The 23,584-nt window shown below is 58.1% G+C and carries 24 protein-coding genes; 11 read left to right on the top strand and 13 right to left on the bottom strand.

Features of this window, described 5'->3' with window-relative positions:
• Positions 1–4 precede the first annotated feature (4 nt).
• The 3 genes from A1WC_RS20720 (at position 5) to A1WC_RS20730 (ending at position 3,207) form a co-directional block, all read left to right on the top strand.
• A complete protein-coding gene (locus A1WC_RS20720) occupies positions 5–1,000 on the top strand; it encodes a 2-hydroxyacid dehydrogenase (RefSeq protein WP_008805281.1) in 996 nt (331 codons plus the stop codon).
• Between the two features lie 88 nt (positions 1,001–1,088).
• On the top strand, positions 1,089–2,351 hold the full coding sequence (locus A1WC_RS20725; protein ID WP_012542781.1) for a PTS galactitol transporter subunit IIC: 1,263 nt from the start codon (positions 1,089–1,091) through the stop codon (positions 2,349–2,351).
• Between the two features lie 217 nt (positions 2,352–2,568).
• On the top strand, positions 2,569–3,207 hold the full coding sequence (locus A1WC_RS20730) for a glutathione S-transferase family protein (protein ID WP_016160345.1): 639 nt from the start codon (positions 2,569–2,571) through the stop codon (positions 3,205–3,207).
• Between the two features lie 40 nt (positions 3,208–3,247).
• Here the strand turns inward: A1WC_RS20730 and A1WC_RS20735 are convergent, their stop codons facing one another.
• Positions 3,248–3,997: an SAM-dependent methyltransferase gene (locus A1WC_RS20735; protein ID WP_016160344.1), complete on the bottom strand. Its 750-nt coding sequence runs from the start codon at positions 3,995–3,997 to the stop codon at positions 3,248–3,250.
• Positions 3,998–4,054: 57 nt separating this feature from the next.
• Positions 4,055–4,312, bottom strand: coding sequence for a YjhX family toxin (locus A1WC_RS20740; RefSeq protein ID WP_008805277.1), 258 nt, complete (start codon positions 4,310–4,312; stop codon positions 4,055–4,057).
• Between the two features lie 463 nt (positions 4,313–4,775).
• On the opposite strand from A1WC_RS20740, the gene glaH reads away from it, so the two are divergent.
• The 6 genes from glaH (at position 4,776) to csiR (ending at position 12,091) form a co-directional block, all read left to right on the top strand.
• The gene (glaH, locus tag A1WC_RS20745) at positions 4,776–5,753 is read left to right on the top strand and encodes a glutarate dioxygenase GlaH (RefSeq protein ID WP_012542782.1); all 978 of its coding nucleotides are present in this window, start codon (positions 4,776–4,778) and stop codon (positions 5,751–5,753) included.
• Between the two features lie 27 nt (positions 5,754–5,780).
• Positions 5,781–7,049 carry an L-2-hydroxyglutarate oxidase gene (lhgO, locus tag A1WC_RS20750; RefSeq protein ID WP_016160343.1) on the top strand — a complete coding sequence of 423 codons (1,269 nt, stop codon included), beginning with the start codon at positions 5,781–5,783 and terminating at the stop codon, positions 7,047–7,049.
• A gap of 23 nt (positions 7,050–7,072) precedes the next feature.
• Entirely contained in the window at positions 7,073–8,521 is a 1,449-nt protein-coding gene (gene gabD / locus A1WC_RS20755; RefSeq protein ID WP_002889845.1) for an NADP-dependent succinate-semialdehyde dehydrogenase, read from the top strand.
• A gap of 12 nt (positions 8,522–8,533) precedes the next feature.
• Positions 8,534–9,817 carry a 4-aminobutyrate--2-oxoglutarate transaminase gene (gene gabT, locus A1WC_RS20760; RefSeq protein WP_016160342.1) on the top strand — a complete coding sequence of 428 codons (1,284 nt, stop codon included), beginning with the start codon at positions 8,534–8,536 and terminating at the stop codon, positions 9,815–9,817.
• Positions 9,818–9,952: 135 nt separating this feature from the next.
• Positions 9,953–11,353 (top strand): GABA permease, encoded by a 1,401-nt coding sequence (gene gabP, locus A1WC_RS20765; RefSeq protein ID WP_002889795.1) that lies wholly within the window; start codon positions 9,953–9,955, stop codon positions 11,351–11,353.
• Positions 11,354–11,398: 45 nt separating this feature from the next.
• Positions 11,399–12,091 carry a DNA-binding transcriptional regulator CsiR gene (gene csiR, locus A1WC_RS20770; protein ID WP_016160341.1) on the top strand — a complete coding sequence of 231 codons (693 nt, stop codon included), beginning with the start codon at positions 11,399–11,401 and terminating at the stop codon, positions 12,089–12,091.
• A gap of 97 nt (positions 12,092–12,188) precedes the next feature.
• Here csiR and crl read toward each other — a convergent pair whose 3' ends face one another.
• The 3 genes from crl to gpt form a co-directional block, all read right to left on the bottom strand.
• Positions 12,189–12,587, bottom strand: coding sequence for a sigma factor-binding protein Crl (gene crl, locus A1WC_RS20775; protein ID WP_004178681.1), 399 nt, complete (start codon positions 12,585–12,587; stop codon positions 12,189–12,191).
• 57 nt (positions 12,588–12,644) lie between these two features.
• Complete coding sequence (frsA, locus tag A1WC_RS20780; protein WP_016160340.1) at positions 12,645–13,889, bottom strand: esterase FrsA; 1,245 nt, start codon at positions 13,887–13,889, stop codon at positions 12,645–12,647.
• A gap of 105 nt (positions 13,890–13,994) precedes the next feature.
• Positions 13,995–14,453, bottom strand: a complete 459-nt coding sequence (gene gpt / locus A1WC_RS20785) for a xanthine phosphoribosyltransferase (RefSeq protein WP_002889733.1) — start codon at positions 14,451–14,453, stop codon at positions 13,995–13,997.
• 257 nt (positions 14,454–14,710) lie between these two features.
• On the opposite strand from gpt, the gene pepD reads away from it, so the two are divergent.
• A complete protein-coding gene (gene pepD, locus A1WC_RS20790; RefSeq protein ID WP_008805271.1) occupies positions 14,711–16,168 on the top strand; it encodes a cytosol nonspecific dipeptidase in 1,458 nt (485 codons plus the stop codon).
• Positions 16,169–16,210: 42 nt separating this feature from the next.
• On the opposite strand, the gene A1WC_RS20795 is transcribed toward pepD, so the two are convergent.
• Together A1WC_RS20795 and dinB are read right to left on the bottom strand one after the other, a co-directional pair.
• Positions 16,211–16,663, bottom strand: a complete 453-nt coding sequence (locus A1WC_RS20795; protein ID WP_016160339.1) for a GNAT family N-acetyltransferase — start codon at positions 16,661–16,663, stop codon at positions 16,211–16,213.
• Between the two features lie 2 nt (positions 16,664–16,665).
• Complete coding sequence (dinB, locus tag A1WC_RS20800) at positions 16,666–17,721, bottom strand: DNA polymerase IV (RefSeq protein WP_008805269.1); 1,056 nt, start codon at positions 17,719–17,721, stop codon at positions 16,666–16,668.
• Between the two features lie 160 nt (positions 17,722–17,881).
• On the opposite strand from dinB, the gene A1WC_RS20805 reads away from it, so the two are divergent.
• Complete coding sequence (locus A1WC_RS20805) at positions 17,882–18,742, top strand: glycerophosphodiester phosphodiesterase family protein (RefSeq protein WP_012542789.1); 861 nt, start codon at positions 17,882–17,884, stop codon at positions 18,740–18,742.
• A 125-nt stretch (positions 18,743–18,867) separates the two neighbouring features.
• On the opposite strand, the gene nqrM is transcribed toward A1WC_RS20805, so the two are convergent.
• The 6 genes from nqrM to A1WC_RS20835 are packed head-to-tail and all read right to left on the bottom strand — an operon-like array spanning position 18,868 to position 23,581.
• On the bottom strand, positions 18,868–19,083 hold the full coding sequence (gene nqrM / locus A1WC_RS20810) for a (Na+)-NQR maturation NqrM (RefSeq protein WP_004204638.1): 216 nt from the start codon (positions 19,081–19,083) through the stop codon (positions 18,868–18,870).
• 2 nt (positions 19,084–19,085) lie between these two features.
• The gene (gene nqrF / locus A1WC_RS20815) at positions 19,086–20,309 is read right to left on the bottom strand and encodes an NADH:ubiquinone reductase (Na(+)-transporting) subunit F (RefSeq protein ID WP_008805267.1); all 1,224 of its coding nucleotides are present in this window, start codon (positions 20,307–20,309) and stop codon (positions 19,086–19,088) included.
• A gap of 12 nt (positions 20,310–20,321) precedes the next feature.
• The gene (gene nqrE / locus A1WC_RS20820) at positions 20,322–20,918 is read right to left on the bottom strand and encodes an NADH:ubiquinone reductase (Na(+)-transporting) subunit E (RefSeq protein ID WP_004177335.1); all 597 of its coding nucleotides are present in this window, start codon (positions 20,916–20,918) and stop codon (positions 20,322–20,324) included.
• 6 nt (positions 20,919–20,924) lie between these two features.
• Positions 20,925–21,563 carry an NADH:ubiquinone reductase (Na(+)-transporting) subunit D gene (locus A1WC_RS20825; RefSeq protein ID WP_002889716.1) on the bottom strand — a complete coding sequence of 213 codons (639 nt, stop codon included), beginning with the start codon at positions 21,561–21,563 and terminating at the stop codon, positions 20,925–20,927.
• Entirely contained in the window at positions 21,556–22,350 is a 795-nt protein-coding gene (locus A1WC_RS20830; protein ID WP_016160338.1) for a Na(+)-translocating NADH-quinone reductase subunit C, read from the bottom strand. The genes A1WC_RS20825 and A1WC_RS20830 overlap by 8 nt, the downstream gene beginning before the upstream one ends.
• Positions 22,343–23,581: an NADH:ubiquinone reductase (Na(+)-transporting) subunit B gene (locus A1WC_RS20835; RefSeq protein ID WP_016160337.1), complete on the bottom strand. Its 1,239-nt coding sequence runs from the start codon at positions 23,579–23,581 to the stop codon at positions 22,343–22,345. The genes A1WC_RS20830 and A1WC_RS20835 overlap by 8 nt, the downstream gene beginning before the upstream one ends.
• Between the last annotated feature and the right edge of the window lie 3 nt (positions 23,582–23,584).

Genomic DNA, 23,584 nt, shown 5'->3' with positions numbered 1-23,584 from the left:
CATTATGAAATGTCTGGCAATTGCCGATCTGTTTATCAATGCAGCGATGATGGAATCAGGACTGAAAGCACTCAGGGATAAGGGGATTGAAGTAGAAGTACGCGAGTGGTCACATGACTCCGTTGAGAAACTTCAGGAAGATAATTTGCGGGTTGAACAGGAAGGAGCAGAAGCCGTGGCCTTACCGGAAGCGCTGCTTCAGGGAACGGATGATATTGACATCCTGATCACTCAGTTTGCCCCCGTCAATACTGCGGTGTTCGATAAACTACCAAAGCTGAAATATGTAGGCGTGCTCCGCGGTGGCGTGGAAAACGTGAATCTTCAGGTGGCGAACGCCCGGGGCGTTGAGGTGATGAACACCCCGGGGCGTAACGCTCGCAGCGTCGCCGAATTCACGGTCGGCATGATCCTGGCGGAAATGCGCAATATCGCCCGTTCACACGATGCCCTGCGTGACAAATACTGGCGTAAAGACAGCCCGAACCATCAGGCAATCCCTGAGCTTGGCGGAAAAGTCGTGGGGCTGGTTGGCCTCGGTCATATTGCCCAACTGGTCGCGGGATTTCTCAGCGGCTTTGGCACGGAGATTATCTTTTACGATAAGTACGTTGCAGGCCATGAACGTTATGAGAAAGTCGATTCTCTGGACGAACTGGTACAACGCGCCGACGTTATCTCGTTACATGCTCGCCTGACGCCGGAAACCGAAAATCTGATTAACGCACACCATTTCGCGCTGATGAAGCGCAGTGCCATCATTGTTAACACAGCACGCTCCGGGTTAATCAATGAAAAAGAGATGATTGATGCGCTCAGATCCGGGCAAATCATGGGCGCCGCGCTTGATACGTTTGATGACGAGCCGCTTCCTGACGACAGTGAATTCTATACTCTGAATAACGTGACCATTACGCCGCATATTGCCGGGAGTACCATTGACGCATTCAGTAATTCGCCCAAACTCTTCGCTGAGATCCTTTTAAAGAAACTCAGTTAAATACTAAAAGAACCATTAAAGGTATTAACAGGGCCCAATGGGCACGGGTTTACTCGTGCCCAATTCGCCCGCCTTTTAAGGAATCATTATGGATATTATCAACAGCATTATTAGTCTGGGGGCATCAGTAATGATGCCAGTAATATTCTTTATTATCGCGCTTTGCTTTGGCGTTAAAATCGGTACGGCATTTAAAGCAGGGATGCTGGTAGGCATTGGTTTTGAAGGGGTGGGGCTGGTGATTGGCCTGCTGCTGACAAACCTGGGCCCGGCATCGCAGGCGATGGTTGAGCGTATCGGCCTGCAGTTAACGGTCGTTGATACCGGTTGGCCTACCGCATCGACCATTGGCTGGGGTTCGCCGCTGATGCTGCCCGTCGTAGTGGGCTTTATCGTCATCAACCTGGCCATGCTTCTGTTGAAATTAACCAAAACGGTGAATATCGATATTTTTAACTACTGGATCTTCCTGATCATGGGGTCCGTGGTCTATGCCGGAACGGGAAATTACTGGCTTTCGGTCGGTATTACATTCGCTATTTTTGTGTTGACGCTATTGGCGGCAGATTTAACGGCTCCATATTTACAAAAAAACTATAATCTAAAAGGGATATCATTCCCACATCTTACCTGTATAGCTTACGTGCCGTTTGGCATTGCCTGTAATTACATCATTGATAAGATCCCGCTTATCAATAAAATCAATTTCGATCCGGAAAGTATTAATAAAAAATTCGGCGTTTTTGGCGAGCCTCTTACCCTGGGGTTTGTGCTGGGACTGCTGTTGGCCTTCCTGGCTGGATATGACGTTTCCGCTGCCGTTTCACTGGCCATTAAGGTTTCAGCCGCCATGCTGCTGCTGCCTAAAATGATTGAAATTCTGGTGCAAGGATTGTTGATTGTCCGTGATGCCGCTGAAGCAAAACTGAAGGCTAAATTCCCGGGGCGCGATTTTTACATCGGGATGGATACAGCGTTATTGATCGGGGAACCTTCGGTACTGGCGACCGGTCTGCTGTTAATCCCTATGGCTGTGGTGCTGTCTATCATTCTGCCCGGCAACCGCGTACTGCCCTTTGTCGATCTGGCTTCATTAATGTTCCTGCTGGCAATGGTCACGCCGTTCTGTAAACGAAATATGTTCCGCATGTTCATAACCGGAGCCCTGATCGTGACCTGCATCCTGTATGTCGGGACGGACATTTCGCAAGAATACACTCAGGCGGCGGTGAACTCGCATATTCCGGTGCCGGAAGGGATGGCCGAGATCACCAATATCGTCGGCGGCGCCACGACGCCTGTCGGCTGGCTGGCCGTCAAATTTGGCGAGTTTTTTAGCGCCACACCTTAGTACAAGGCCACTCAAGTAAACAGAGGGCAAACTGTTGCCCTCTGTTTCTTCCTCTTATTCTGTGCGCTGAATAGCTGGCTCAGCTACGCCCCTGGTTTGAACATCTGACCAGCGCGTCCGCCCCCTGCGCGGCGAGGTGGCTCATTTCTTTTGCGCCCCCTCACGTTTTCAATCCAACCTGCTATGCTCCTTCTTTCCCTGTTCTCTGGAGAACTCAATGCTGACCATCTGGGGCCGAAAAACCTCCTCTAACGTGCAGGCGCTGATGTGGTGTGTTGGCGAGCTTGGGCTGGACTATCTCCGGTTCGACGTGGGGCATCGCTATGGTGGTACCGACAGCGAGGCGTTTTATCAGCTCAATCCCAATCGCACGGTGCCAGTGCTGCAGGATGGCGATAATCCGCCGCTGTGGGAAACGGGCGCGATCCTTCGCTATTTAGCCAGTCGCTACGCCGATGACGCCTTCTGGCCGGGCGACCTGCTGGCTCGCACTGAGGTTGATCGCTGGGCCGAGTGGTCAAAGCAGAATATCGCCCTCGGCTTTACGGTGCCGGTGTTCTGGCGCGTGGTGCGCACGCCTGCCGCCGAGCGGGATCCGCAGGCCATCGCCGCGGCGGTGATGGCCCTGGAGCAAAAGCTGGCGATTGCCGAGGCACGTCTCGCCGGCAGTCGCTATCTGGTGGGCGATACGTTCACCCTGGCCGACATCCAGTTTGGCCATGTGCTGTACCGCTACTTTGCCATCGATATCACCCGTCATTCCCTCCCCCATCTGGCGGCTTACTATGCACGGCTAACCGAACGGCCTGCCTTTCGCCAGCACGTCATGGTCAGCTACGACGAACTGAAGGTCTGAAGATGGTCGGTAGCGCCTCCTGACGCTACCGACATACCGGTTAACGCGCCATCAGGACAAACACGCCCCAGCCGAGATATTCCCGGGTCCAGGTGACATGGCGCAGCGGCGCGGTGGTCAACTGCTGGCGAACCTCCGGCGCGAAGTCATCGTGCGGATTGGCCTCCAGCCAGCGGCGCATCGTCAGCCATTTCGCCGCTTCATAACGATCCCAGCCCTCCTGGTCGGCCAGCACCATCTCCACCACGTCATAGCCCAGTTCACCAAAGTGGGCGACCAGCGCCGGCAGCGTCAGGAAGTCATCGGGAGTCTGCGCGCCGCAGGCAACCGCCTCTTCCGCCGTGGCCGGACGTTTACGCCACCATGGCTCGCCGATCAGCAGCATGCCGCCGGGCCGCAGGCTCTGCTTCAGCAGCGCAATCGTGCCGGCCACCCCGCCGCCGATCCACGTGGCTCCCACGCAGGCGGCAATATCGCACGGCTGGCTGGCGACGTATCCGCTGGCATCCTGATGCACAAAGGTTACCCGGTCGCTTACCCCGAGCGCTTCTGCACGGGCGGTCGCCTGCTGGCTGAACAGCAGGCTCATGTCCACGCCGGTGCCGACGATCTGATGATCGCGCGCCCAGCTACAGAGCATCTCGCCGGAGCCGCTGCCAAGGTCAAGAATAGCGGTGCCCGGCGCCATCCGCAGCGCCCGTCCCAGGGTGGCGTACTTTTCCGGGGTAAAAGGGTTATGAATACGGTGTTCGCTTTCACTGATAGTAAAAATGCGAGGGATATCGATCATGGGTGTTTCTCCTTGAGAGCCATACGCCCGGGCAGCGACCCTGCCCGGGTCGCTGTATCAGCGGTTGTCCGCCTGCGCGCGAACGTTATTCAAACCAGTGGTGTTGATCCGGTACGGCTGGCCGTTCACCGACTTAATCAGCTTTTTGGTTTTGAGCTTTTTGAAGACCGCGAGGGTGCAGTCGTTCAGCAACAGCCCTTCCCGGGTGTAGCATTCGACGGCGGTAATGCGGCCGGAGGTATCGCGGACGTGCGCAATACGGCCACCTTTGGCGAGAACGTGTAAGGTCCGTTGTTCCTGACGGGATAAATTCATACTGAAACCTGTTCATTATCATGTGCGAAAACATGCCTACACCCGCAGGTGTGTGCGTAAGGTTTAAGCGCAGCGATAATCAGTCCGGCCTGGGCAGGTCGGGGAACTGATTATCTGATAATGACATTCTCCAGCATCGAAGCCTCGGTAAGCATTGAAAGGTATTAACGCGCTGAATACTAACACCCTCAGTTCATAAGGGTATGGCGCAGATTAAAAACTGTGACCGGTATTACGATTTCCCCTCAGCCTTCCCCGCATTTTGCGCTTTCCGCCACCCGCTCTGTTCCTCAAGGTTAACCACCACCTTATCTCCCCCCCCCGCATTGTTAAATAATTGTTGTAAGATCACAAAATAGAAACAAAAAGGCCATTTCGTACGCATTTTATAAAAATGTAGATATTTTTAATTTATGGCTACGAAATGAACATCACCCTGACCTTACAGCGAGGAACGATCCTGATGAACGCCCTGACCGCAGTAAAACCGACACCCGCGCCGTTAGCCCAGCCATATCCGGGCTTTTCCATTGCCCCTTCCGCACAGTCGCCGCGCCTACTGGAGCTCACCTTTTCCGCCGAAACAACCACGCAGTTCCTGCAGCAGGTCGCGCAGTGGCCGGTGCAGGCGCTGGAATACAAATCTTTCTTACGCTTCCAGGTCGGCAAGATCCTCGACGATCTGTGCGGCAATCAGCTGCAGCCGTTGCTGATCAAAACATTGCTCGATCGTGCGGAAGGCGCGCTGCTGATCAACGGCGAAGGGATCGATAACGTCAGCCAGGCCGAGGAGATGGTCAAGCTGGCCACCGCCGTCGCCCATCTGATTGGCCGTTCCAACTTCGACGCCATGAGCGGTCAGTATTACGCTCGCTTTGTGGTGAAAAATGTCGATAACTCCGACAGCTACCTGCGCCAGCCGCACCGGGTGATGGAGCTGCACAACGACGGCACCTACGTCGAAGAGCAAACCGACTACGTGTTAATGATGAAGATCGACGAGCAGAACATGCAGGGCGGTAATTCCCTGCTGCTGCATCTCGACGACTGGGAGCATCTCGACGAATTTTTCCGCGACCCGCTGGCTCGCCGCCCAATGCGCTGGGCCGCGCCGCCGAGCAAAAACGTCAGCAAGGATGTCTTCCATCCGGTGTTCGACGTCGATTCGCTGGGCCGCCCGGTAATGCGCTATATCGACCAGTTCGTCCAGCCGAAAGATTTCGAAGAAGGCACCTGGCTGAGCCGCCTTTCCGACGCGCTGGAAACCAGCAAAAACATCCTTTCCATACCGGTACCGGTGGGCAAATTTCTGCTGATTAACAACCTGTTCTGGCTGCACGGCCGCGACCGGTTTACGCCGCACCCGGACCTGCGCCGCGAACTGATGCGCCAGCGCGGCTACTTTGCGTATTCCACGAATCATTACCAGACTCATCAATAAGGGTTCTCAGGCGAAGGAATTGAGCGGATGTATGATTTCGTGATTATCGGCGGCGGCATCATCGGCATGTCGACCGCCATGCAGTTAATTGAGATTTACCCGGACGCCCGCATTGCGCTGCTGGAAAAAGAGACCGGTCCGGCCTGCCATCAGACTGGCCACAACAGCGGCGTGATCCACGCCGGGGTGTATTACACTCCCGGCAGCCTCAAGGCGCAGTTTTGCCTCGCCGGCAACCGCGCCACCAAAGCGTTTTGCGAGCAGAACGGCATCCGCTATGACGTCTGCGGCAAAATGCTGGTCGCCACCTCGCCGCTGGAGATGGAGCGGATGCGCGCCCTGTGGGATCGCACCGCCGCCAACGGCCTGCAGCGCGAGTGGCTAAGCGCCGGGGAGCTACGCGAGCGCGAACCGAACATTACCGGGCTCGGCGGGATCTTCGTCCCTTCCAGCGGCATCGTCAGCTACCACGACGTGGCGGCGGCGATGGCGAAGATCTTCGAATCAAAAGGCGGAACGATCGTCTACGACGCCGAAGTCAGCGCCCTGAAAGAACATGCCAGCGGCGTGGTGATCCGCACCCGCCAGGGCGGAGAATATGAGGCCTCGACGCTGATCGCCTGTTCGGGCTTGATGGCCGATCGGCTGGTGAAAATGATCGGCGTCGATCCCGGGTTTATCATCTGTCCGTTCCGCGGCGAGTATTTCCAGCTGGCGCCGCAGCACAACCAGATCGTCAACCATCTGATCTATCCGATCCCCGATCCGGCGATGCCGTTCCTCGGCGTCCACCTGACCCGCATGATCGACGGCAGCGTCACCGTCGGCCCCAACGCCGTGCTGGCTCTGAAGCGCGAAGGCTACCGCAAGCGCGATATCTCGCTGGCCGATACCCTGGAGATCCTCACCTCGCCCGGCATCCGCCGGGTACTGCAAAACAACCTGCGCGCCGGACTGGGCGAAATGAAGAATTCGCTGTGCAAAAGCGGCTATCTGCGGCTGGTGCAGAAATACTGCCCGAGCCTGACGCTGAGCGATTTACGCCCGTGGCCCGCCGGCGTGCGGGCGCAGGCGGTATCGCCGCAGGGCAAACTGATCGACGATTTTCTCTTCGTCACCACCGCGCGTTCGATACATACCTGCAATGCGCCATCGCCGGCGGCCACCTCCGCTATCCCGATCGGCGCGCACATCGTCAGCAAGGTGCAGACCCTGCTGGAAAGCCAGAGCAACCCCGGACGCACGCTGCGTGCGGCACGTAGCGTGGAGACACTACACGCCGCTTTTACCCGTTAACCCCCTTAAGACAGGAAGCGATTATGCAACTCAACGATATGACACTGTTTCGCCAGCAGGCGCTGATCGATGGTCAGTGGCGCGATGCGCCCAACGGCGATGTGATTGCGGTGACCAACCCGGCCAACGGCGAGCAGCTCGGCAGTGTGCCGAAAATGGGCGCCGACGAAACCCGCGAAGCAATTGAAGCCGCCAATCGCGCCCTTCCCGCCTGGCGTGCCCTGACCGCCAAAGAGCGGGCGAATATTCTGCGCCGCTGGTTCGATCTTATGATGGAGAATCAGGACGATCTCGCCCGCCTGATGACCCTCGAGCAGGGAAAACCGCTGGCGGAAGCCAAAGGCGAAATCAGCTACGCCGCCTCCTTTATTGAGTGGTTCGCCGAAGAAGGTAAGCGCATTTACGGCGATACCATTCCCGGCCATCAGGCCGACAAACGCCTGCTGGTGATTAAGCAGCCCATCGGCGTTACCGCCGCCATCACCCCGTGGAACTTCCCGGCGGCGATGATCACCCGCAAAGCGGGCCCGGCGCTGGCCGCCGGCTGCACCATGGTCCTGAAACCGGCCAGCCAGACGCCGTTTTCAGCGCTGGCGCTGGCCGAACTGGCCAATCGCGCCGGGATCCCCGCCGGGGTGTTCAACGTGGTCACCGGTTCCGCCGGGGCCGTCGGCGGCGAACTGACCAGCAACCCGCTGGTGCGCAAGCTCTCCTTTACCGGCTCGACCGAGATTGGCCGCCAGCTGATGGAGCAGTGCGCGAAAGACATCAAAAAAGTCTCCCTGGAACTCGGCGGCAACGCGCCGTTTATCGTCTTTGATGATGCCGACCTTGATAAAGCCGTCGAAGGGGCGCTGGCGTCGAAGTTCCGCAACGCCGGGCAGACCTGCGTCTGCGCCAACCGACTGTACGTCCAGGACGGGGTGTATGACCGTTTCGCTGAAAAACTGCAGCAGGCGGTGGAAAAACTGCGCATCGGCGACGGCCTGCAGGATGGCGTCACCACCGGCCCGCTGATCGACGAGAAAGCCGTCGCCAAAGTTGAAGAACATATTGCCGACGCCATCGCCAAAGGCGCGAAAGTCGTCACCGGCGGCAAACCGCACGCCCTGGGCGGCAACTTCTTCCAGCCGACCATTCTGGTCAACGTTCCCGACAGCGCCAAAGTGGCGAAAGAGGAGACCTTCGGCCCGCTGGCGCCGCTGTTCCGCTTTAAGGATGAAGCCGACGTCATTGCCCAGGCCAACGATACCGAGTTCGGCCTCGCCGCCTATTTCTACGCCCGCGATCTGAGCCGCGTCTTCCGCGTCGGCGAAGCGCTGGAGTACGGCATCATCGGCATCAACACCGGCATTATCTCCACCGAAGTCGCCCCGTTCGGCGGCGTCAAGGCCTCCGGCCTTGGCCGCGAAGGGTCGAAGTACGGTATCGAAGATTATTTAGAAATCAAATACATGTGTATTGGCCTTTAACAGGAGCGATGGATGAACAGCAATAAAGCAATGATGGCGCGTCGCAGCGATGCGGTCCCGCGCGGCGTCGGCCAGATCCACCCTATCTTCGCCGAACGCGCGGAGAACTGCCGGGTGTGGGACGTCGAAGGCCGGGAATATCTCGATTTTGCCGGCGGTATCGCGGTGCTCAATACCGGCCATCTGCATCCGCAGGTTGTCGCCGCCGTCGAAGACCAGTTGAAAAAGCTGTCGCATACCTGCTTTCAGGTACTGGCCTACGAGCCTTACCTGGCGCTGTGCGAAAAGATGAACCAGAAGGTGCCCGGTGATTTCGCCAAGAAAACCCTGCTGGTCACCACCGGGTCGGAAGCGGTGGAGAACGCGGTGAAAATCGCCCGCGCGGCAACCGGGCGCAGCGGCGCCATCGCCTTCACCGGCGCCTATCACGGCCGTACCCATTACACCCTGTCGCTGACCGGAAAAGTGAACCCGTATTCCGCCGGTATGGGGTTAATGCCGGGCCACGTCTATCGCGCCCTCTACCCGTGCGCGCTGCACGGCGTCAGTGATGACGAGGCGATCGCCAGCATCCATCGCATCTTCAAAAACGATGCCGCGCCGGAAGATATCGCCGCCATCATTATCGAGCCGGTGCAGGGTGAAGGCGGATTCTATGCCGCCTCCCCGGCCTTTATGCAGCGCCTGCGCGCCCTGTGCGACGAGCACGGCATTATGCTCATCGCCGATGAGGTCCAAAGCGGCGCGGGCCGTACCGGCACGCTGTTCGCCATGGAGCAGATGGGCGTGGCGGCGGATATCACCACCTTCGCCAAATCCATCGCCGGCGGTTTCCCGCTGGCGGGCGTCACCGGGCGGGCGGAGGTGATGGATGCCATCGCCCCCGGCGGACTCGGCGGCACCTACGCTGGCAACCCCATCGCCTGCGCCGCCGCCCTGGCGGTATTACAGATTTTCGAGCAGGAGAACCTGCTGGAAAAAGCCAACCAGCTCGGCGACACCCTGCGCCAGGGCCTGCTGGCGATTGCAGAAGAGCATCCGGAGATCGGTGACGTTCGCGGTCTGGGGGCGATGATCGCCATTGAGCTGTTTGAAGAGGGCGACCGCAGCAAGCCTAACGCCAGGCTGACGGCGGATATCGTCGCCCGCGCCCGCGACAAAGGCCTGATCCTGCTCTCCTGCGGGCCGTACTACAACGTGCTGCGCATCCTGGTGCCGCTGACCATCGAAGAGGCGCAGATCGAGCAGGGTCTCAAGATCATCGCCGACTGCTTTACTGAGGCGAAACAGGCATAGAACAGCACACATGCGGAAGCGAAGTACGTTCGTAAGGGAATGAAGACGAGACCTGCAAAACAACAATAATACGCGTGCCCCGGCGCGGGAATGTCGGGGCGCTCTCCCAGGTGACACACTTCGAGAGGGTAAATGATGGGGCAACTGTCGCAATCACAGGATTTAGGGGCGGGACTGAAGTCGCGCCACGTCACGATGTTATCTATCGCCGGGGTGATCGGCGCGAGTTTATTTGTCGGTTCCAGCGTCGCCATTGCCGAAGCGGGCCCGGCGGTGCTGCTGGCCTATCTGTTTGCCGGGCTGCTGGTGGTGATGATTATGCGTATGCTGGCCGAAATGGCCGTCGCCACGCCGGATACTGGCTCCTTTTCCACCTACGCCGACAAAGCCATCGGCCGCTGGGCGGGGTATACCATCGGCTGGCTGTACTGGTGGTTCTGGGTACTGGTTATTCCGCTGGAAGCCAATATCGCGGCGATTATTCTGCATTCGTGGGTGCCGGGCGTCCCGGTGTGGTTGTTCTCCCTGGTCATCACTCTCGCCCTCACCGGCAGTAACCTGCTGAGCGTCAAGAACTACGGTGAATTCGAGTTCTGGCTGGCGCTGTGCAAAGTGATCGCTATTCTGGCGTTTATCGTACTGGGCGCGGTCGCCATTACCGGTTTTTATCCCTATGCCGAGGTCAGCGGCATTTCGCGGCTGTGGGACCACGGCGGCTTTATGCCGAACGGCTTCGGCGCGGTGCTGAGCGCGATGCTGATCACCATGTTCTCCTTTATGGGCGCGGAGATCGTCACCATTGCCGCCGCCGAATCGGACACGCCGGATAAACACATCGTCCGCGCCACCAACTCGGTGATCTGGCGTATCTCTATTTTTTATCTGTGCTCGATCTTTATCGTCGTCGCCCTCATCCCATGGAATATGCCGGGGCTGAAGAGCATCGGTTCCTACCGCTCGGTGCTCGAGCTGCTGCATATTCCCTACGCGAAGCTGATTATGGACGGCGTGATCCTCCTGTCGGTCACCAGCTGTCTGAACTCGGCGCTGTATACCGCCTCGCGGATGCTCTACTCCCTGAGCCGTCGCGGCGATGCGCCGGCCATCATGGGCCGGACCAACCGCAGCAAAACTCCGTACGTGGCGGTGCTGCTCTCCACCGGCGCGGCGTTCCTCACCGTGGTGGTGAACTACTATGCGCCCGCGAAGGTGTTTAAATTCCTCATCGACAGCTCTGGCGCCATCGCCCTGCTGGTCTATCTGGTGATCGCCGTTTCACAACTGCGGATGCGCAAAATCCTTCAGGCGCAAGGCGGCGAGATCCGTCTGAGAATGTGGCTCTATCCGTACCTGACCTGGCTGGTGATCGCCTTTATCACCTTCGTGCTGGTGGTGATGCTGTTCCGTCCGGCGCAGCAACTGGAGGTGATCTCTACCGGCCTGTTAGCATTGGGAATTATTTGTACAGTACCGATTATGTCGCGCTGGAAAAAGCTGGTATTGTGGCAAAAACTGCCGCTGCAAAATACGCGTTAACCCTGTTCCCGGCGCCCGCCGGGAAGAGTATTCAGGAGTAAGAACATGACCGCCATTCCCCAGGCGACGGCCATTGACGGGTACCGTTGGCTGAAAAACGACATCATCCGCGGGGTCTACCAACCCGATGAGAAGCTGCGGATGAGCCTGTTGACGTCGCGCTATGAGCTCGGCGTCGGGCCGCTGCGGGAGGCGCTCTCGCAGCTGGTGGCGGAAAGGCTGGTGACGGTGGTTAATCAGAAAGGCTATCGGGTGGCGCCCATGTCGGAGCAGGAGCTTCTCGATATCTTCGACGCGCGCGCCAATATGGAAGCCATGCTGGTGCGCCTCGCCATCGAACGCGGCGGCGACGAGTGGGAAGCCGAGCTGCTGGCCCGCGCCCATCTGCTCAACAAGCTGGAGTCCTGTGACGCCAGTGAGCGCTTACTCGATGAATGGGACCAGCGCCATCAGGCGTTTCACACCGCCATCGTCGCCGGCTGCGGCTCCCAGTATCTGCTGCAGATGCGCGAAAGGCTGTTCGATCTGGCGGCGCGCTACCGCTTCATCTGGCTGCGCACCACCGTGCTGTCGGTAGAGATGCTGGAAGATAAGCATGTCCAGCACCAGACCCTGCTGGACGCCATTCTGGCGCGCGATGCCGGGCGAGCCAGCGCGCTGATGCGCGAGCACTTACTGACCCCGATCCCGATTATTCAGCAGGCGATGGCTGGCAAGCTGCAGCCACAGGTAGGGTGAGTCAGAGGGTGGGGTTGGGAGTACTGATGAGGCGGCAAAGTCTTCGCTACGCTCCTCCACGCCGCACGGGCGTGGAGAAATCGTATCCGTAGATCAATCAGGCCCGCAGGCGAACCGGCTCGCTGAAATCGTCGGCCGGTTCCAGCTTCAGATTAAAGGTGGTCAGCAGCGCCGCTGCGCGCTCGTGGAACTCGCGCAGCGTTTTTTCCAGTCTCTCGCTCACTTCCGGGTCGTCAATGTCGACCGCCTGCCATGAACCTTCTTTATTGAACAGGCCAAACTGGTAGCTGTAGGTGAAACGTGACTCTTGTGCTTCCATTTCCATCCACCAGCCCCAGAATTCACGCTTCTCCGGTGCGGGCTTAACATTGACGCAAACTGCCAGGCAATCGAAAAAGAAACGGTTGTCATGGCACTGCTCTTCGCGAATGTAAGGCCCTAGCGCCGTGAATTTCTTGATCAACTTACTTTTCAGGTGTCCACTCGGTAACGTCATTGCGATCTCCTTTAGTGATGCAACTGTTTTACCAAACCAATAGAATTTAGCAATAAATTAACCAAATCTATGATTGATCCAGCGGGCGATCTGTCGCAATGCGTGATCAAAATTGCGATACACCGGGTTAAACGGGATCTCCAGCAGTTTGCCATCGGCAGATGACGAAGTGATTAACCGCGACTCCTCTTCGGGGCTGAACGGATCGTCCTTCCAGAAGCCCGAGAGCATCGGCGTCGGGCAACGGCGCCCCAGCAGTCCCTGGGTTTTTAACGAGTAGCGGTTGAGCTCCACGCGTAGCGCTTCATCGGATGCGTCATGCATGCCCAGCCGTGAGGCCAGCACGTCAAGATACATCTCCGGCACGCGCCCCTGATGCAGAGGATCCACCAGCAGACCATGAACGACCGGGCCCAGACAGGCCACGGCCTTCAGCCGCTGCGGCTCCAGGTAACCCAGACGGACCGCGATATTGGCGCCAAAGCGGAAGCCAAAGGCCGCGACCCGGGTATGATCGACCCACGGTACATTTTCCAGATGGCGCAGCGCGTGCTGGTGCAGCAGGCTGGTGTCCTGATTCAGCGTCCATTTTGACGAGAAGCCGATGGAAGGCATATCGATCGTCAGCATGGCAATACCGAGCGGTGAGAAGTAGTTCTCATACAGGTTGTAATAATCCGTCTGCAGTGAGTCCAAGCCCCCGCACATCAGCACCGTCGGAAACGGCCCATTGCCTTTTGGCATATGCAAAAAGCCGGTTATTGGCGAACCGCCAGGGATGGTGAACTCCAGTTCGCGCAGCGAGCCCGGCAGCCGCTGGGCGGCCTCTTCATACGCCCGGTTGGCTAAAGCCTGCGCCTGTTCGGCCAGCTCATCGCCTTTAATATGCGGATAAGCGGCAATGCTATACAGGTTCGATGCATGCAACCAGTGGCGGCCGCTCAGCAAAGGATCGGCTTCCTGCCCGGCCTTTTGCTGCCACTGCATGGCCTCTTTCGCCCACTCAAAGATCCAGTTGCCGCCGCGATAGCCGATAACGGTATCGAACAGTTCTGGATCCGTTCGTTCGGCCTCGCTCATCACAATGCGCGCTTGCACATCGAGGATCTCCTGCGGGGTCACGCCGCGCCAGATCCACATCAAACGGTTGATCAGACGGTACCAGTGATCGACGTGATTGCCGCTCAGCGCCGACTGCATCGCCTGCGGTTTTCCGGCGGAAAACCGACGCACCAGCGTAGAGGTTTCGGGATGTTTGAAGCGGGGTTTAAACAGCGTTTCGCTGAGGTTAGCCTGTGACATGTGCAGCCTCCGTCGTAGTGCCACTCCTGTTATTGTAACCTGCTAAAGGATAAAAAAAACCACGCCCGGCAAGCCGGGCGTGGTAAATAGCACTGTCCTGAAGAATTAACGACCTGCGATAGGCGGTACAAACACCACGCCCATATCCCACGGCTGTTCAATCCAGGTGTCCTGCGGAATATCCACAACGTAATCGTCCACCAGCGGGCGGCCTGCCGGCTTGGCGAAAATGGTGACAAAGTGTGCTTTTGGATACATTTCGCGGATCGCCACGGCAGTACCGCCGGTATCCACCAGATCGTCGATAACGATAAAGCCTTCGCCATCGCCTTCCGCGCGTTTCAGCACTTTCAGCTCGCGCTGGTTATCATGGTCGTAGCTGGAGATGCATACGGTATCAACATGACGAATGCCCAGTTCACGCGCCAGTAAGGCTCCCGGTACCAGTCCACCGCGGCTGACGGCAATAATGCCTTTCCATTGCTCAACCGGCAGCAGACGGCTGGCCAGTTTGCGGGCGTGAATCTGCAACATGTCCCAGGTGACGACGTATTTTTCGCTCATGTGAAGTGTCCCAGCCTGTGTAATACGGCTTAAATAATGTTCGAGGGGGAAAATGGTTGCGCGAGATTATAGAGATCTGACGCACTAAAAACCAGTGTTAAGCGGTTTGCGCAACGCTTTTTGCGTTGTTTACACTACCTGCGGCGGTGGAAAGTGGTATTCTCAACCCCATCGCGCAAGCCCGGGCTTGTTGTGTATTTTAACGCTAACCCTCGTCCTGCAACCGCTGTATGCAGGAGTCTGTAAGGAGACTTACCGTGTCTGAACTGTCTCAACTATCCCCGCAGCCGCTTTGGGATATTTTTGCCAAGATTTGCTCCATCCCGCACCCGTCCTATCACGAAGAACAGCTCGCCGAGCACATTATGGGTTGGGCAAAAGAAAAAGGCTTACACGCGGAACGTGACCAGGTTGGCAACATTCTGATTCGTAAAGGCGCGACTGCCGGTATGGAAAACCGCAAGCCGGTAGCGCTGCAGGCGCACCTCGATATGGTGCCGCAGAAAAACAACGATACCGTCCACGACTTCGCCAAAGATCCGATCCAGCCGTACATTGACGGCGAATGGGTGAAAGCGCGCGGCACCACGCTGGGCGCGGATAACGGCATCGGGATGGCGTCCGCACTGGCCGTGCTGGCCGACGACAGCGTCGCTCACGGCCCGCTGGAAGTGCTACTGACCATGACCGAAGAGGCCGGTATGGACGGCGCGTTCGGTCTGCAGGCCAACTGGCTGCAGGCGGATATCCTGATCAATACCGACTCCGAAGAAGAAGGCGAAATCTACATGGGTTGCGCCGGCGGGATCGATTTCACCTCTAACCTGGCGCTGACTCGCGAAGCGATTCCGGCCGGGTTCCAGAGCTTTAAAGTAACCTTAAAAGGGCTGAAAGGCGGCCACTCCGGCGGTGACATTCACCTGGGTCTGGGTAACGCCAACAAGCTGCTGTCGCGCTTCCTCGCCGGCCACGCCGATGAGCTGGATTTGCGTCTGGTCGATTTCAACGGCGGTACGTTGCGCAACGCCATCCCGCGCGAAGCATACGCGACCGTCGCCGTCGCCGCGGATAAAGCCGATGCGCTGAAAGCGCTGGTGAATACTTACCAGGCGCTGCTGAAAAACGAGCTGGAGGCCAAAGAGAAGAACCTGGTAGTGCTCCTGGAAGCGGTCGATAACGACAAAGCAGCGCTGACGCAGACTTCCCGCGACGGTTTCATCCGCCTGCTGAACGCCACGCCGAACGGGGTTATCCGCAACTCTGACGTGGCGAAAGGCGTAGTGGAAACTTCGCTGAACGTCGGCGTCGTCACCATGACCGATGACAACGTGCAGATCCACTGCCTGATCCGCTCGCTGATCGACAGCGGCAAAGACTACGTGGTCAGCATGCTGGATTCTCTGGGTAAACTGGCGGGGGCGAAAACCGAAGCCAAAGGCGCTTACCCTGGCTGGCAGCCGGACGCCAACTCGCCGGTAATGCACCTGGTGCGCGAGACTTACCAGCGTCTGTTCAACAAGACGCCGAACATCCAGATCATCCACGCCGGTCTGGAATGCGGTCTGTTCAAAAAACCGTATCCAGAGATGGACATGGTCTCCATCGGGCCAACCATTACCGGTCCGCACTCCCCGGATGAGCAGGTACATATCGAGAGCGTCGGTCAGTACTGGACGCTGCTGACCGAGCTGCTGAAAGCCATTCCGGCTAAATAAGCCCCACCACCGGCGGCAGTCTGCCGCCGGTTTTCCCCCGCATCACCGTAGCGCCACGCGTTTTTCCATCCGGTAGTTAATAAACCACTCCCCACGGGCTGCCACCCGCTGCTCCGCCACCACTTTAAATCCATGGGCCGTAAAACAGGGCTTTGCGGTAATGCTAGCGTCCACCGTCAGGATTTGCTCAGGATACTGAGCGCAGAGCGCCTCGATAAGCGCGCCGCCGATACCCTGCCGGGCGTGATCCGGCGAGACAAAGAGCAAATCGATATGCGTCCCGATGGCGGTGATAAAGCCAACCGGTTGACTCTCTACCTCCGCCACCAAGCCGATTGAGTCGGCCAGTTTTTGTCGCCAGCGCATCTCATCCACCTGCGCCCAGGCCGCAATCTGCGCCGGGGTATAGTCCCGGCTCGCCGTTTCCTGCACCGCGCGCAGAAAGATCTGGCAGAGCAATGGCAAATCGCTGTCGCGGTAAGCACGAATATGCATGGTTAAATCCCTAATAAAAGCTGCCTTTCCAGTTGCGGATCGAGCAGCGTCACATGGAGCCCAACCAGACGCACGCCCCGTCCGCCGCGCCGCTCATCCCAGGCTTTGTGGGCGGTGGCAATCAGATCCTCTTTGTTCAGCCGCGGCCAGACGTGCTCCTGAGTGGTCAGCTGGAAGTCATTGAATTTCAGTTTAATCCCCTGGCGGGCGATCAACAGGTCCGGTTTGACCTTCGCCAGCCGCCGCTCCAGTTCGGGATAGAGATTTTCGATAATCGCTTCGCACGCTGACCATTCGTGGATATCTTCCGCTAACGTCCGCTCCACACCCACCGATTTACGTTGCCGATCGTTATGGATTTCCCGCTCATCAATCCCGTGGCTGCGCTCCCACAGAATACGGCCGAATTTACCGAAGCGCTTGAGCAGCATGGCCAGATCGCTGTTCTGCACATCGCCACAGGTACGCAGGCCCATATTTTCCAGCTTCGCCGCCGACACCTTTCCGACACCGGGTATTTTCGCCAGCGGCAGCGCCCGCACAAACTCTGCCACCTGATGGGGAGCGATAACGAACTGGCCGTTGGGTTTATTCATATCGGAAGCGATTTTAGCGAGAAACTTCACCGGCGCCACGCCCGCCGAGGCGGTGAGGTGCAGCTCCCGTTCGATGGTCTGGCGGATCTCCTGAGCTATCAGAGTGGCCGACCCGTGACAATGCACGCTGTCGCTGACGTCAAGGTAGGCTTCATCCAGCGACAGCGGCTCAATGCGCGAGGTATAGCGGGAGAAAATTTCGCGGATATGATTCGAGGCTTCTTTGTAGGCATCGAAGCGGCCGGGAAGCAGCGTGAGATGCGGGCACAGCTTGAGCGCCGTCGCCGTCGGCATGGCGCTGCGCACGCCAAACTTGCGCGCAGGATAGTTCGCGGTACTAATCACGCCACGCTGTACCCGACTGCCGCCTATCGCGAGGGGAATATCGCGCAACGCCGGGTTGTCGCGCATCTCCACCGCCGCAAAGAAACAGTCCATATCGACATGGATAATTTTACGCATCGTCAGACTCAACACTGTATACCCATACAGCATAGCAAAAACTGCGCGCCAGTTTGATGCTTTTTTTACTGCGGTGGTCAAAAAAACGCTGACAACATAAAAGTGCAATAAATCATGTTTATTTTCATAACGTTAATCAACTAATCTGAAAGATACAATCATGAAGAAACGACTCACCGCCCTTTGCCTGCTGGCCGCCAGCAGCGCTTTAGCTAACCCACAGCTGATTGCCCACCGCGGCGGTACCGGCGATGCCCCGGAAAATACCCTGCCGGCTATTAAACTGGCGCTGGAGAACCACGCTGAGGCCATCTGGGTCACGGTGCAGTTAAGCCGCGACGGCGTACCGGTACTCTACCGTTCAAGCGATCTCTCCGCCCTGACCAACGCCGAGGGTAAGGTCTCCAGCTTAACCGCCGCCGAGCTGGCGAAAGTCGACGCCGGCTGGAAATGGGGGGATGACAGCCACCCGTGGCGCGGTAAGCAGGCCACGATCCCGACCCTGCAAAGCGTGCTGCAACAGTGGCCGCACACTTTTTTCTATATCGATATCAAATCTCCAGATGCCGATCCGGCGGTGATGGGCGAACGCCTGCTGGCGGTGTTAAAAGCCACCGACAGCCTCGATCGCGTGCGGGTCTATTCCACCGATGACCGCTATATCGCCGCCCTGCCATCGGCTATTCCCCGCTTCGTCACCCGCAGCGAGACTCGCACTAAACTTGCGACTATTTCACTCAGCCACCAGTGTCAACTGAGCAGCCAGCACGAGGGCGAGCAGTGGTATGGGCTGGAGCTGAAGCGCAAGGTGGAGGTGGTGGAGAAGTTTACCCTTGGCGAAGGGATCTCCCCGGCAACGCTCACCTGGGATAAAGAGGCGATGGATTGCTTCCGCTCACAGGGCAAAGCGCACATTATTTTCTTCGGCATCAACAGTGCGGAAGACTACCGCACGGCGAAGGAGCTGGGTGCCGACGGGGTGATGGTGGATTCTCCGGCACAGGCGAAAAGCTGGCAGTAAGGGAGTCAACGGCTAAAAAGGCCGCGAAAGCGGCCTCACATTGCTGGCATGTTGTTGCCGGGTGGCGGCTGACCCGGCCTACAAAACCGAAGCAGCAGACCCGGCATGCGCAGCGCCGCCGGGCATTACAAAATACGCCGCTGCTGACGCTGCGCCTCGCGAGCGAGACGTTTCTTACGCGCGTCACACGGTTCCGGACAGTCGCAGACTTTCTCCAGCCCCAGCGACGAGATCCCGCCGCAGCTGCCCTGAATGCTCTTGCGCTTCACCAGGTAGCCCAGCGACATACCGAGGATCACCAGCGCAAAAATCACAAAGGTCGCGACAAATACCGTCAGCATCGTCAGCCTCCAAAGTCGTCGAGCATGATGTTCTCATCTTCGACGCCCAGGTCTTTGAGCATTTTTATCACCGCGGCGTTCATCACCGGCGGCCCGCACATATAGAATTCGCAGTCTTCCGGCGCCGGGTGGTCGCGCAGATAGTTTTCATACAGAACATTATGGATAAAGCCCGTATGCCCGGTCCAGTTATCTTCCGGCAGCGGATCGGAGAGCGCGACGTGGAAGGTAAAGTTAGGGTTGTCGCGCGCCAGCTGCTCGAACTCATCATCGTAGAACATCTCGCGCAGCGAACGGGCGCCGTACCAGAAGCTGATTTTGCGCGTGCTGTGCAGCCGCTTAAGCTGATCAAAGATATGCGAGCGCATCGGCGCCATGCCGGCGCCGCCGCCGATAAACACCATCTCAGCGTCGGTCTCTTTAGCAAAGAACTCGCCGAACGGCCCGGAAATCGTCACCTTATCGCCAGGCTTCAGCGACCAGATATAGGACGACATGATCCCCGGCGGCGCATCCGGGACCTTCGGCGGCGGCGTGGCGATGCGCACGTTGAGCATAATGATGCCCTTCTCTTCCGGATAGTTAGCCATCGAGTAGGCGCGCAGGGTCGGTTCTTTCACCTCAGAGACATAGCGGAACAGATTGAATTTGTCCCAGTCTGAACGATATTCATCAGGAATATCAAAGTCGGCATAGGCCACTTTATGCGACGGGCATTCGATCTGAATATAGCCGCCGGCGCGGAACGGCACCGCTTCACCATCAGGCACCCGTAATTTGAGCTCTTTAATGAAGGTGGCTTTGTTATCGTTAGAGATAACCTCGCACTCCCATTTTTTCACGCCGAAAATCTCTTCCGGCAGCTCAATTTTCATATTCTGCTTCACCGCCACCTGGCAGGCCAGGCGGCACCCTTCTTTGGCTTCGCGTTTGGTGATATGCGAAAGCTCGGTCGGCAGAATATCGCCGCCGCCTTCTTTGATGGTCACCCGACACTGGCCGCAGGAGCCGCCGCCGCCGCAGGCGGAAGAGACGAAGATACCGTTGCTGGACAGCGTGTTCAGCAGTTTGTCACCCGCCGGGGTGCGGATCTGTTTATCCGCTTCGTTATTGATCTCAATAACCACGTCGCCCGCGTTCACCAGCTTTGAGCGCGCAGCCAGGATAAGCCCCGACAGCACCAGCACAATCAGCGTGAACATCACGACGCCAAGAATAATTTCCATACTTATTCGCCCTTATAGCTGCACGCCGGAGAAGGACATAAAGCCCAGCGCCATCAACCCGGTGGTGATAAAGGTGATCCCTAACCCGCGCAGACCGGCGGGCACGTTGGCGTACTTCATTTTTTCGCGGATCCCCGCCATCGCCACGATCGCCAGCATCCAGCCAATGCCGGAGCCGAAGCCGTAGACGATGGATTCCGGGAAGTTGTAATCACGCTGCACCATGAACGACACGCCGCCGAAAATGGCGCAGTTAACGGCGATAAGCGGCAGGAAGATCCCTAACGCGTTATAGAGTGCCGGGAAGTACTTATCGAGGATCATCTCGAGGATCTGCACCAGCGCCGCAATCACCCCGATAAAGGTGATGAAGTTCAGGAAGCTGAGATCTACGCCTTCCACCAGCGCGCCGTCGCGCAGCACCAGGTTATAGACCAGGTTGTTGATTGGCACAGCAAGACCCAGCACCACCGTCACTGCGACGCCGAGGCCGAAGGCGGTGGAGACCTTTTTCGACACCGCGAGGAAGGTACACATCCCGAGGAAGAAGGCCAGCGCCATGTTCTCAACGAACACCGCGCGGACAAACAGGCTAATGTAATGAGCCATCATCGATTACTCCTTTTCCTGCTGCTCAGGCTTCCAGCTACGCAGGGCCCAGATCAGCAAACCGATAATGAAGAATGCGCTCGGCGCCAGCAGGAACAGGCCGTTCGGCTGATACCAGCCGCCGTTCTGCACCGTCTCCAGCACCGTGATACCGAACAGCTTGCCGCTGCCGATAAGCTCGCGCAGGAAGCCGACGATTATCAGGATCGCGCCGTAACCGAGACCGTTACCGATACCATCCATAAAGCTGGCCAGCGGCGGCGATTTCATGGCGTAGGCTTCGGCGCGACCCATCACGATACAGTTGGTGATGATAAGCCCGACGAATACCGACAGCTGCTTAGAGGTTTCATAAGCGAAAGCCCGCAACAGCTGATCCACCACGATGACCAGCGAGGCGATGATCGCCATCTGCACGATGATGCGCACGCTATTGGGAATATGGTGGCGAATCATCGAGATAAACATGCTGGAGAACGCCGTCACCAGCGTCACCGCAATGGTCATCACGAAGGCGGTTTCCAGTTTGGTGGTCACCGCCAGCGCGGAGCAGACGCCGAGCACCTGCAGGGCGATGGGGTTATTGGCGATAAGCGGCCCCACCAGCACACGCTTCACCTCTTTCATATCGCTCTGTTCAGCCATTATTCAGCCCTCCCTCACGCACTTTTTTCAGGAACGGACCAAAGCCCAGTTCGCCCATCCAGAAATCAAAGCTGTGCTGCACGCCGTTAGACGTTAGCGTGGCGCCGGATAAACCGTCTACTGCATGCAGGTCACCGGCGCGCGCGCCGCCTTTCACCACCCGGAGTGCCGGAATGCCGTTGTCATCCAGCACCTGCTTGCCAATAAACTGCTGGCGCCAGTTCGGGTTCTCCACTTCGCCGCCCAGCCCCGGGGTTTCCCCCTGATCGTAATAAGTAATGCCTTTCACCGTGCGGCCATCAACGTCCAGCGCCACAAAGGCGTACATCATCGACCACAGGCCATTGCCGTAGATCGGCAGCACCATCTGCTCAATCTGTTGCTGCGCGTCGCGCACCAGATAAATTTCCGCCAGGTTGCTACGCCGCTTAATGCCGGCCGGATCCTGGCTGGCGTCCAGCGCGATGCTCTGCTGTGGATCCTTCAGCGCCTGGGCCTGATTAAATTTTGCCGGGTCTTTCTCCAGCAGCTCGCCGGTCGCCAGATTCACCAGTCGCGGCGAAATGCGCGCCGCGAAGGTTTCCGCTACCGCATCGGCATCCATCCCGGGCTGTATCAGGCCGGCGACGGCCAGGATATTGCGCTGTTTATCCAGCACCCGCTGCGCCTGCTGGCGGGATTTCAGCCCCACGGCCGAGCCCGCTACCACGATGGAGCAGACCAGACAAAGCACCAGCACCACCAGCAGCGTTTTGCCGATGCTATCGTTACTTTTCTTCTCAGCCACGCGACTTCCTCCGCTTAATATTGGCCTGCACCACCAGGTAATCGAACAGCGGTGCGAAGAGGTTGGCGAAGAGGATCGCCAGCATCATCCCTTCCGGATAAGCCGGGTTCACCACGCGGATCAGCACGCACATCACGCCGATCAGCACGCCGTAACTCCATTTCCCTTTATCGGTAAACGAGGCGGATACCGGGTCCGTCGCCATAAACATCATGCCGAAGGCAAAGCCGCCGAGCACCAGATGCCAGTACCACGGCATCGAGAACATCGGGTTGGTATCGGAGCCGATAACGTTAAACAGGGTGGCGGTGGCGATCATGCCGATCATCACCCCGGCGACGATGCGCCAGGACGCGACGCGGCCAAAGAGAATGATCGCGCCGCCGATCAGGATCATCAGCGTGGAGACTTCGCCAATTGAGCCGGGAATGTTGCCGAGGAAGGCGTCCATCCAGCTCACCGGGATGCCGGTCGCGACGTTAACCAGCGCTTCACCGCCGCCGCTGGCCCACTGGGAGAGCGGCGTGGCGCCGGAGAAACCGTCCGCCGCCGTCCACACGAGATCGCCGGAAATCTGCGCCGGGTAGGCGAAGAACAGGAACGCGCGCCCCGCCAGCGCCGGGTTGAGGAAGTTGCGCCCGGTACCGCCGAAAATCTCTTTGGCGATCACCACCCCAAAGGAGATCCCCAGCGCCGCCTGCCATAGCGGCAGCGTAGGCGGCACAATCAGCGCGAAGAGAATTGAGGTAACGAAAAAGCCTTCGTTGATCTCATGTTTGCGCACAATCGCGAACAGCACTTCCCAGAAGCCGCCGACGATAAAAACGGTGATATAGATCGGCAGGAAGAAGACCGCGCCCAGGGCCATCATGCTCAGCCAGCCGGCGTCAGCGCTGAAGCTGACCCCTAACCACTGGGCGACGCTGTAATGCCAGTTGTTGGCGATCACCTGCTGCAGCTGTTCGGCGCCGTACAGTTTGTGCAGCGCCGGAATGGTCTGCAGCCCAACGTTGTACATGCCCCAGAACATCGCCGGGAATACGGCAAACCACACGAGGATCATCATCCGCTTGAGGTCGATGGCGTCGCGCACGTGCGCCGCGCCGCGGGTGACCTGCCCCGGCGTGTAGAAGATGGTCGCCGCCGCTTCATACAGCGGGTAATATTTTTCCAGCTTGCCGCCATGCGTGAAATGCGGCTCAAGTTTCTCAATCAGGTGCTTTAAGCCCATCTC

Source organism: Klebsiella sp. KTE92 (assembly GCF_000398905.1).
GTDB lineage: Bacteria > Pseudomonadota > Gammaproteobacteria > Enterobacterales > Enterobacteriaceae > Klebsiella > Klebsiella variicola.
Note: the sequence above shows the minus strand (reverse complement) of the source record. Positions and strands in the feature narration are given on the sequence as shown.

Excerpts from the sequence above, each read along its gene's own strand:
- frsA (WP_016160340.1), bottom strand. The coding sequence starts at position 13,889 with ATGTCACAGGCTAACCTCAGCGAAACGCTGTTTAAACCCCGCTTCAAA.
- lhgO (WP_016160343.1), top strand. The coding sequence starts at position 5,781 with ATGTATGATTTCGTGATTATCGGCGGCGGCATCATCGGCATGTCGACC.
- nqrF (WP_008805267.1), bottom strand. The coding sequence starts at position 20,309 with ATGGAAATTATTCTTGGCGTCGTGATGTTCACGCTGATTGTGCTGGTG.
- glaH (WP_012542782.1), top strand. The coding sequence starts at position 4,776 with ATGAACGCCCTGACCGCAGTAAAACCGACACCCGCGCCGTTAGCCCAG.
- A1WC_RS20740 (WP_008805277.1), bottom strand. The coding sequence starts at position 4,312 with ATGAATTTATCCCGTCAGGAACAACGGACCTTACACGTTCTCGCCAAA.
- gabT (WP_016160342.1), top strand. The coding sequence starts at position 8,534 with ATGAACAGCAATAAAGCAATGATGGCGCGTCGCAGCGATGCGGTCCCG.
- A1WC_RS20720 (WP_008805281.1), top strand. The coding sequence starts at position 5 with ATGAAATGTCTGGCAATTGCCGATCTGTTTATCAATGCAGCGATGATG.
- A1WC_RS20835 (WP_016160337.1), bottom strand. The coding sequence starts at position 23,581 with ATGGGCTTAAAGCACCTGATTGAGAAACTTGAGCCGCATTTCACGCAT.
- gpt (WP_002889733.1), bottom strand. The coding sequence starts at position 14,453 with ATGAGCGAAAAATACGTCGTCACCTGGGACATGTTGCAGATTCACGCC.
- csiR (WP_016160341.1), top strand. The coding sequence starts at position 11,399 with ATGACCGCCATTCCCCAGGCGACGGCCATTGACGGGTACCGTTGGCTG.
- A1WC_RS20795 (WP_016160339.1), bottom strand. The coding sequence starts at position 16,663 with ATGCATATTCGTGCTTACCGCGACAGCGATTTGCCATTGCTCTGCCAG.
- A1WC_RS20825 (WP_002889716.1), bottom strand. The coding sequence starts at position 21,563 with ATGGCTGAACAGAGCGATATGAAAGAGGTGAAGCGTGTGCTGGTGGGG.
- A1WC_RS20730 (WP_016160345.1), top strand. The coding sequence starts at position 2,569 with ATGCTGACCATCTGGGGCCGAAAAACCTCCTCTAACGTGCAGGCGCTG.
- gabP (WP_002889795.1), top strand. The coding sequence starts at position 9,953 with ATGGGGCAACTGTCGCAATCACAGGATTTAGGGGCGGGACTGAAGTCG.
- gabD (WP_002889845.1), top strand. The coding sequence starts at position 7,073 with ATGCAACTCAACGATATGACACTGTTTCGCCAGCAGGCGCTGATCGAT.
- A1WC_RS20735 (WP_016160344.1), bottom strand. The coding sequence starts at position 3,997 with ATGATCGATATCCCTCGCATTTTTACTATCAGTGAAAGCGAACACCGT.
- crl (WP_004178681.1), bottom strand. The coding sequence starts at position 12,587 with ATGACGTTACCGAGTGGACACCTGAAAAGTAAGTTGATCAAGAAATTC.
- nqrE (WP_004177335.1), bottom strand. The coding sequence starts at position 20,918 with ATGGCTCATTACATTAGCCTGTTTGTCCGCGCGGTGTTCGTTGAGAAC.
- nqrM (WP_004204638.1), bottom strand. The coding sequence starts at position 19,083 with ATGCTGACGGTATTTGTCGCGACCTTTGTGATTTTTGCGCTGGTGATC.
- A1WC_RS20725 (WP_012542781.1), top strand. The coding sequence starts at position 1,089 with ATGGATATTATCAACAGCATTATTAGTCTGGGGGCATCAGTAATGATG.
- A1WC_RS20805 (WP_012542789.1), top strand. The coding sequence starts at position 17,882 with ATGAAGAAACGACTCACCGCCCTTTGCCTGCTGGCCGCCAGCAGCGCT.
- dinB (WP_008805269.1), bottom strand. The coding sequence starts at position 17,721 with ATGCGTAAAATTATCCATGTCGATATGGACTGTTTCTTTGCGGCGGTG.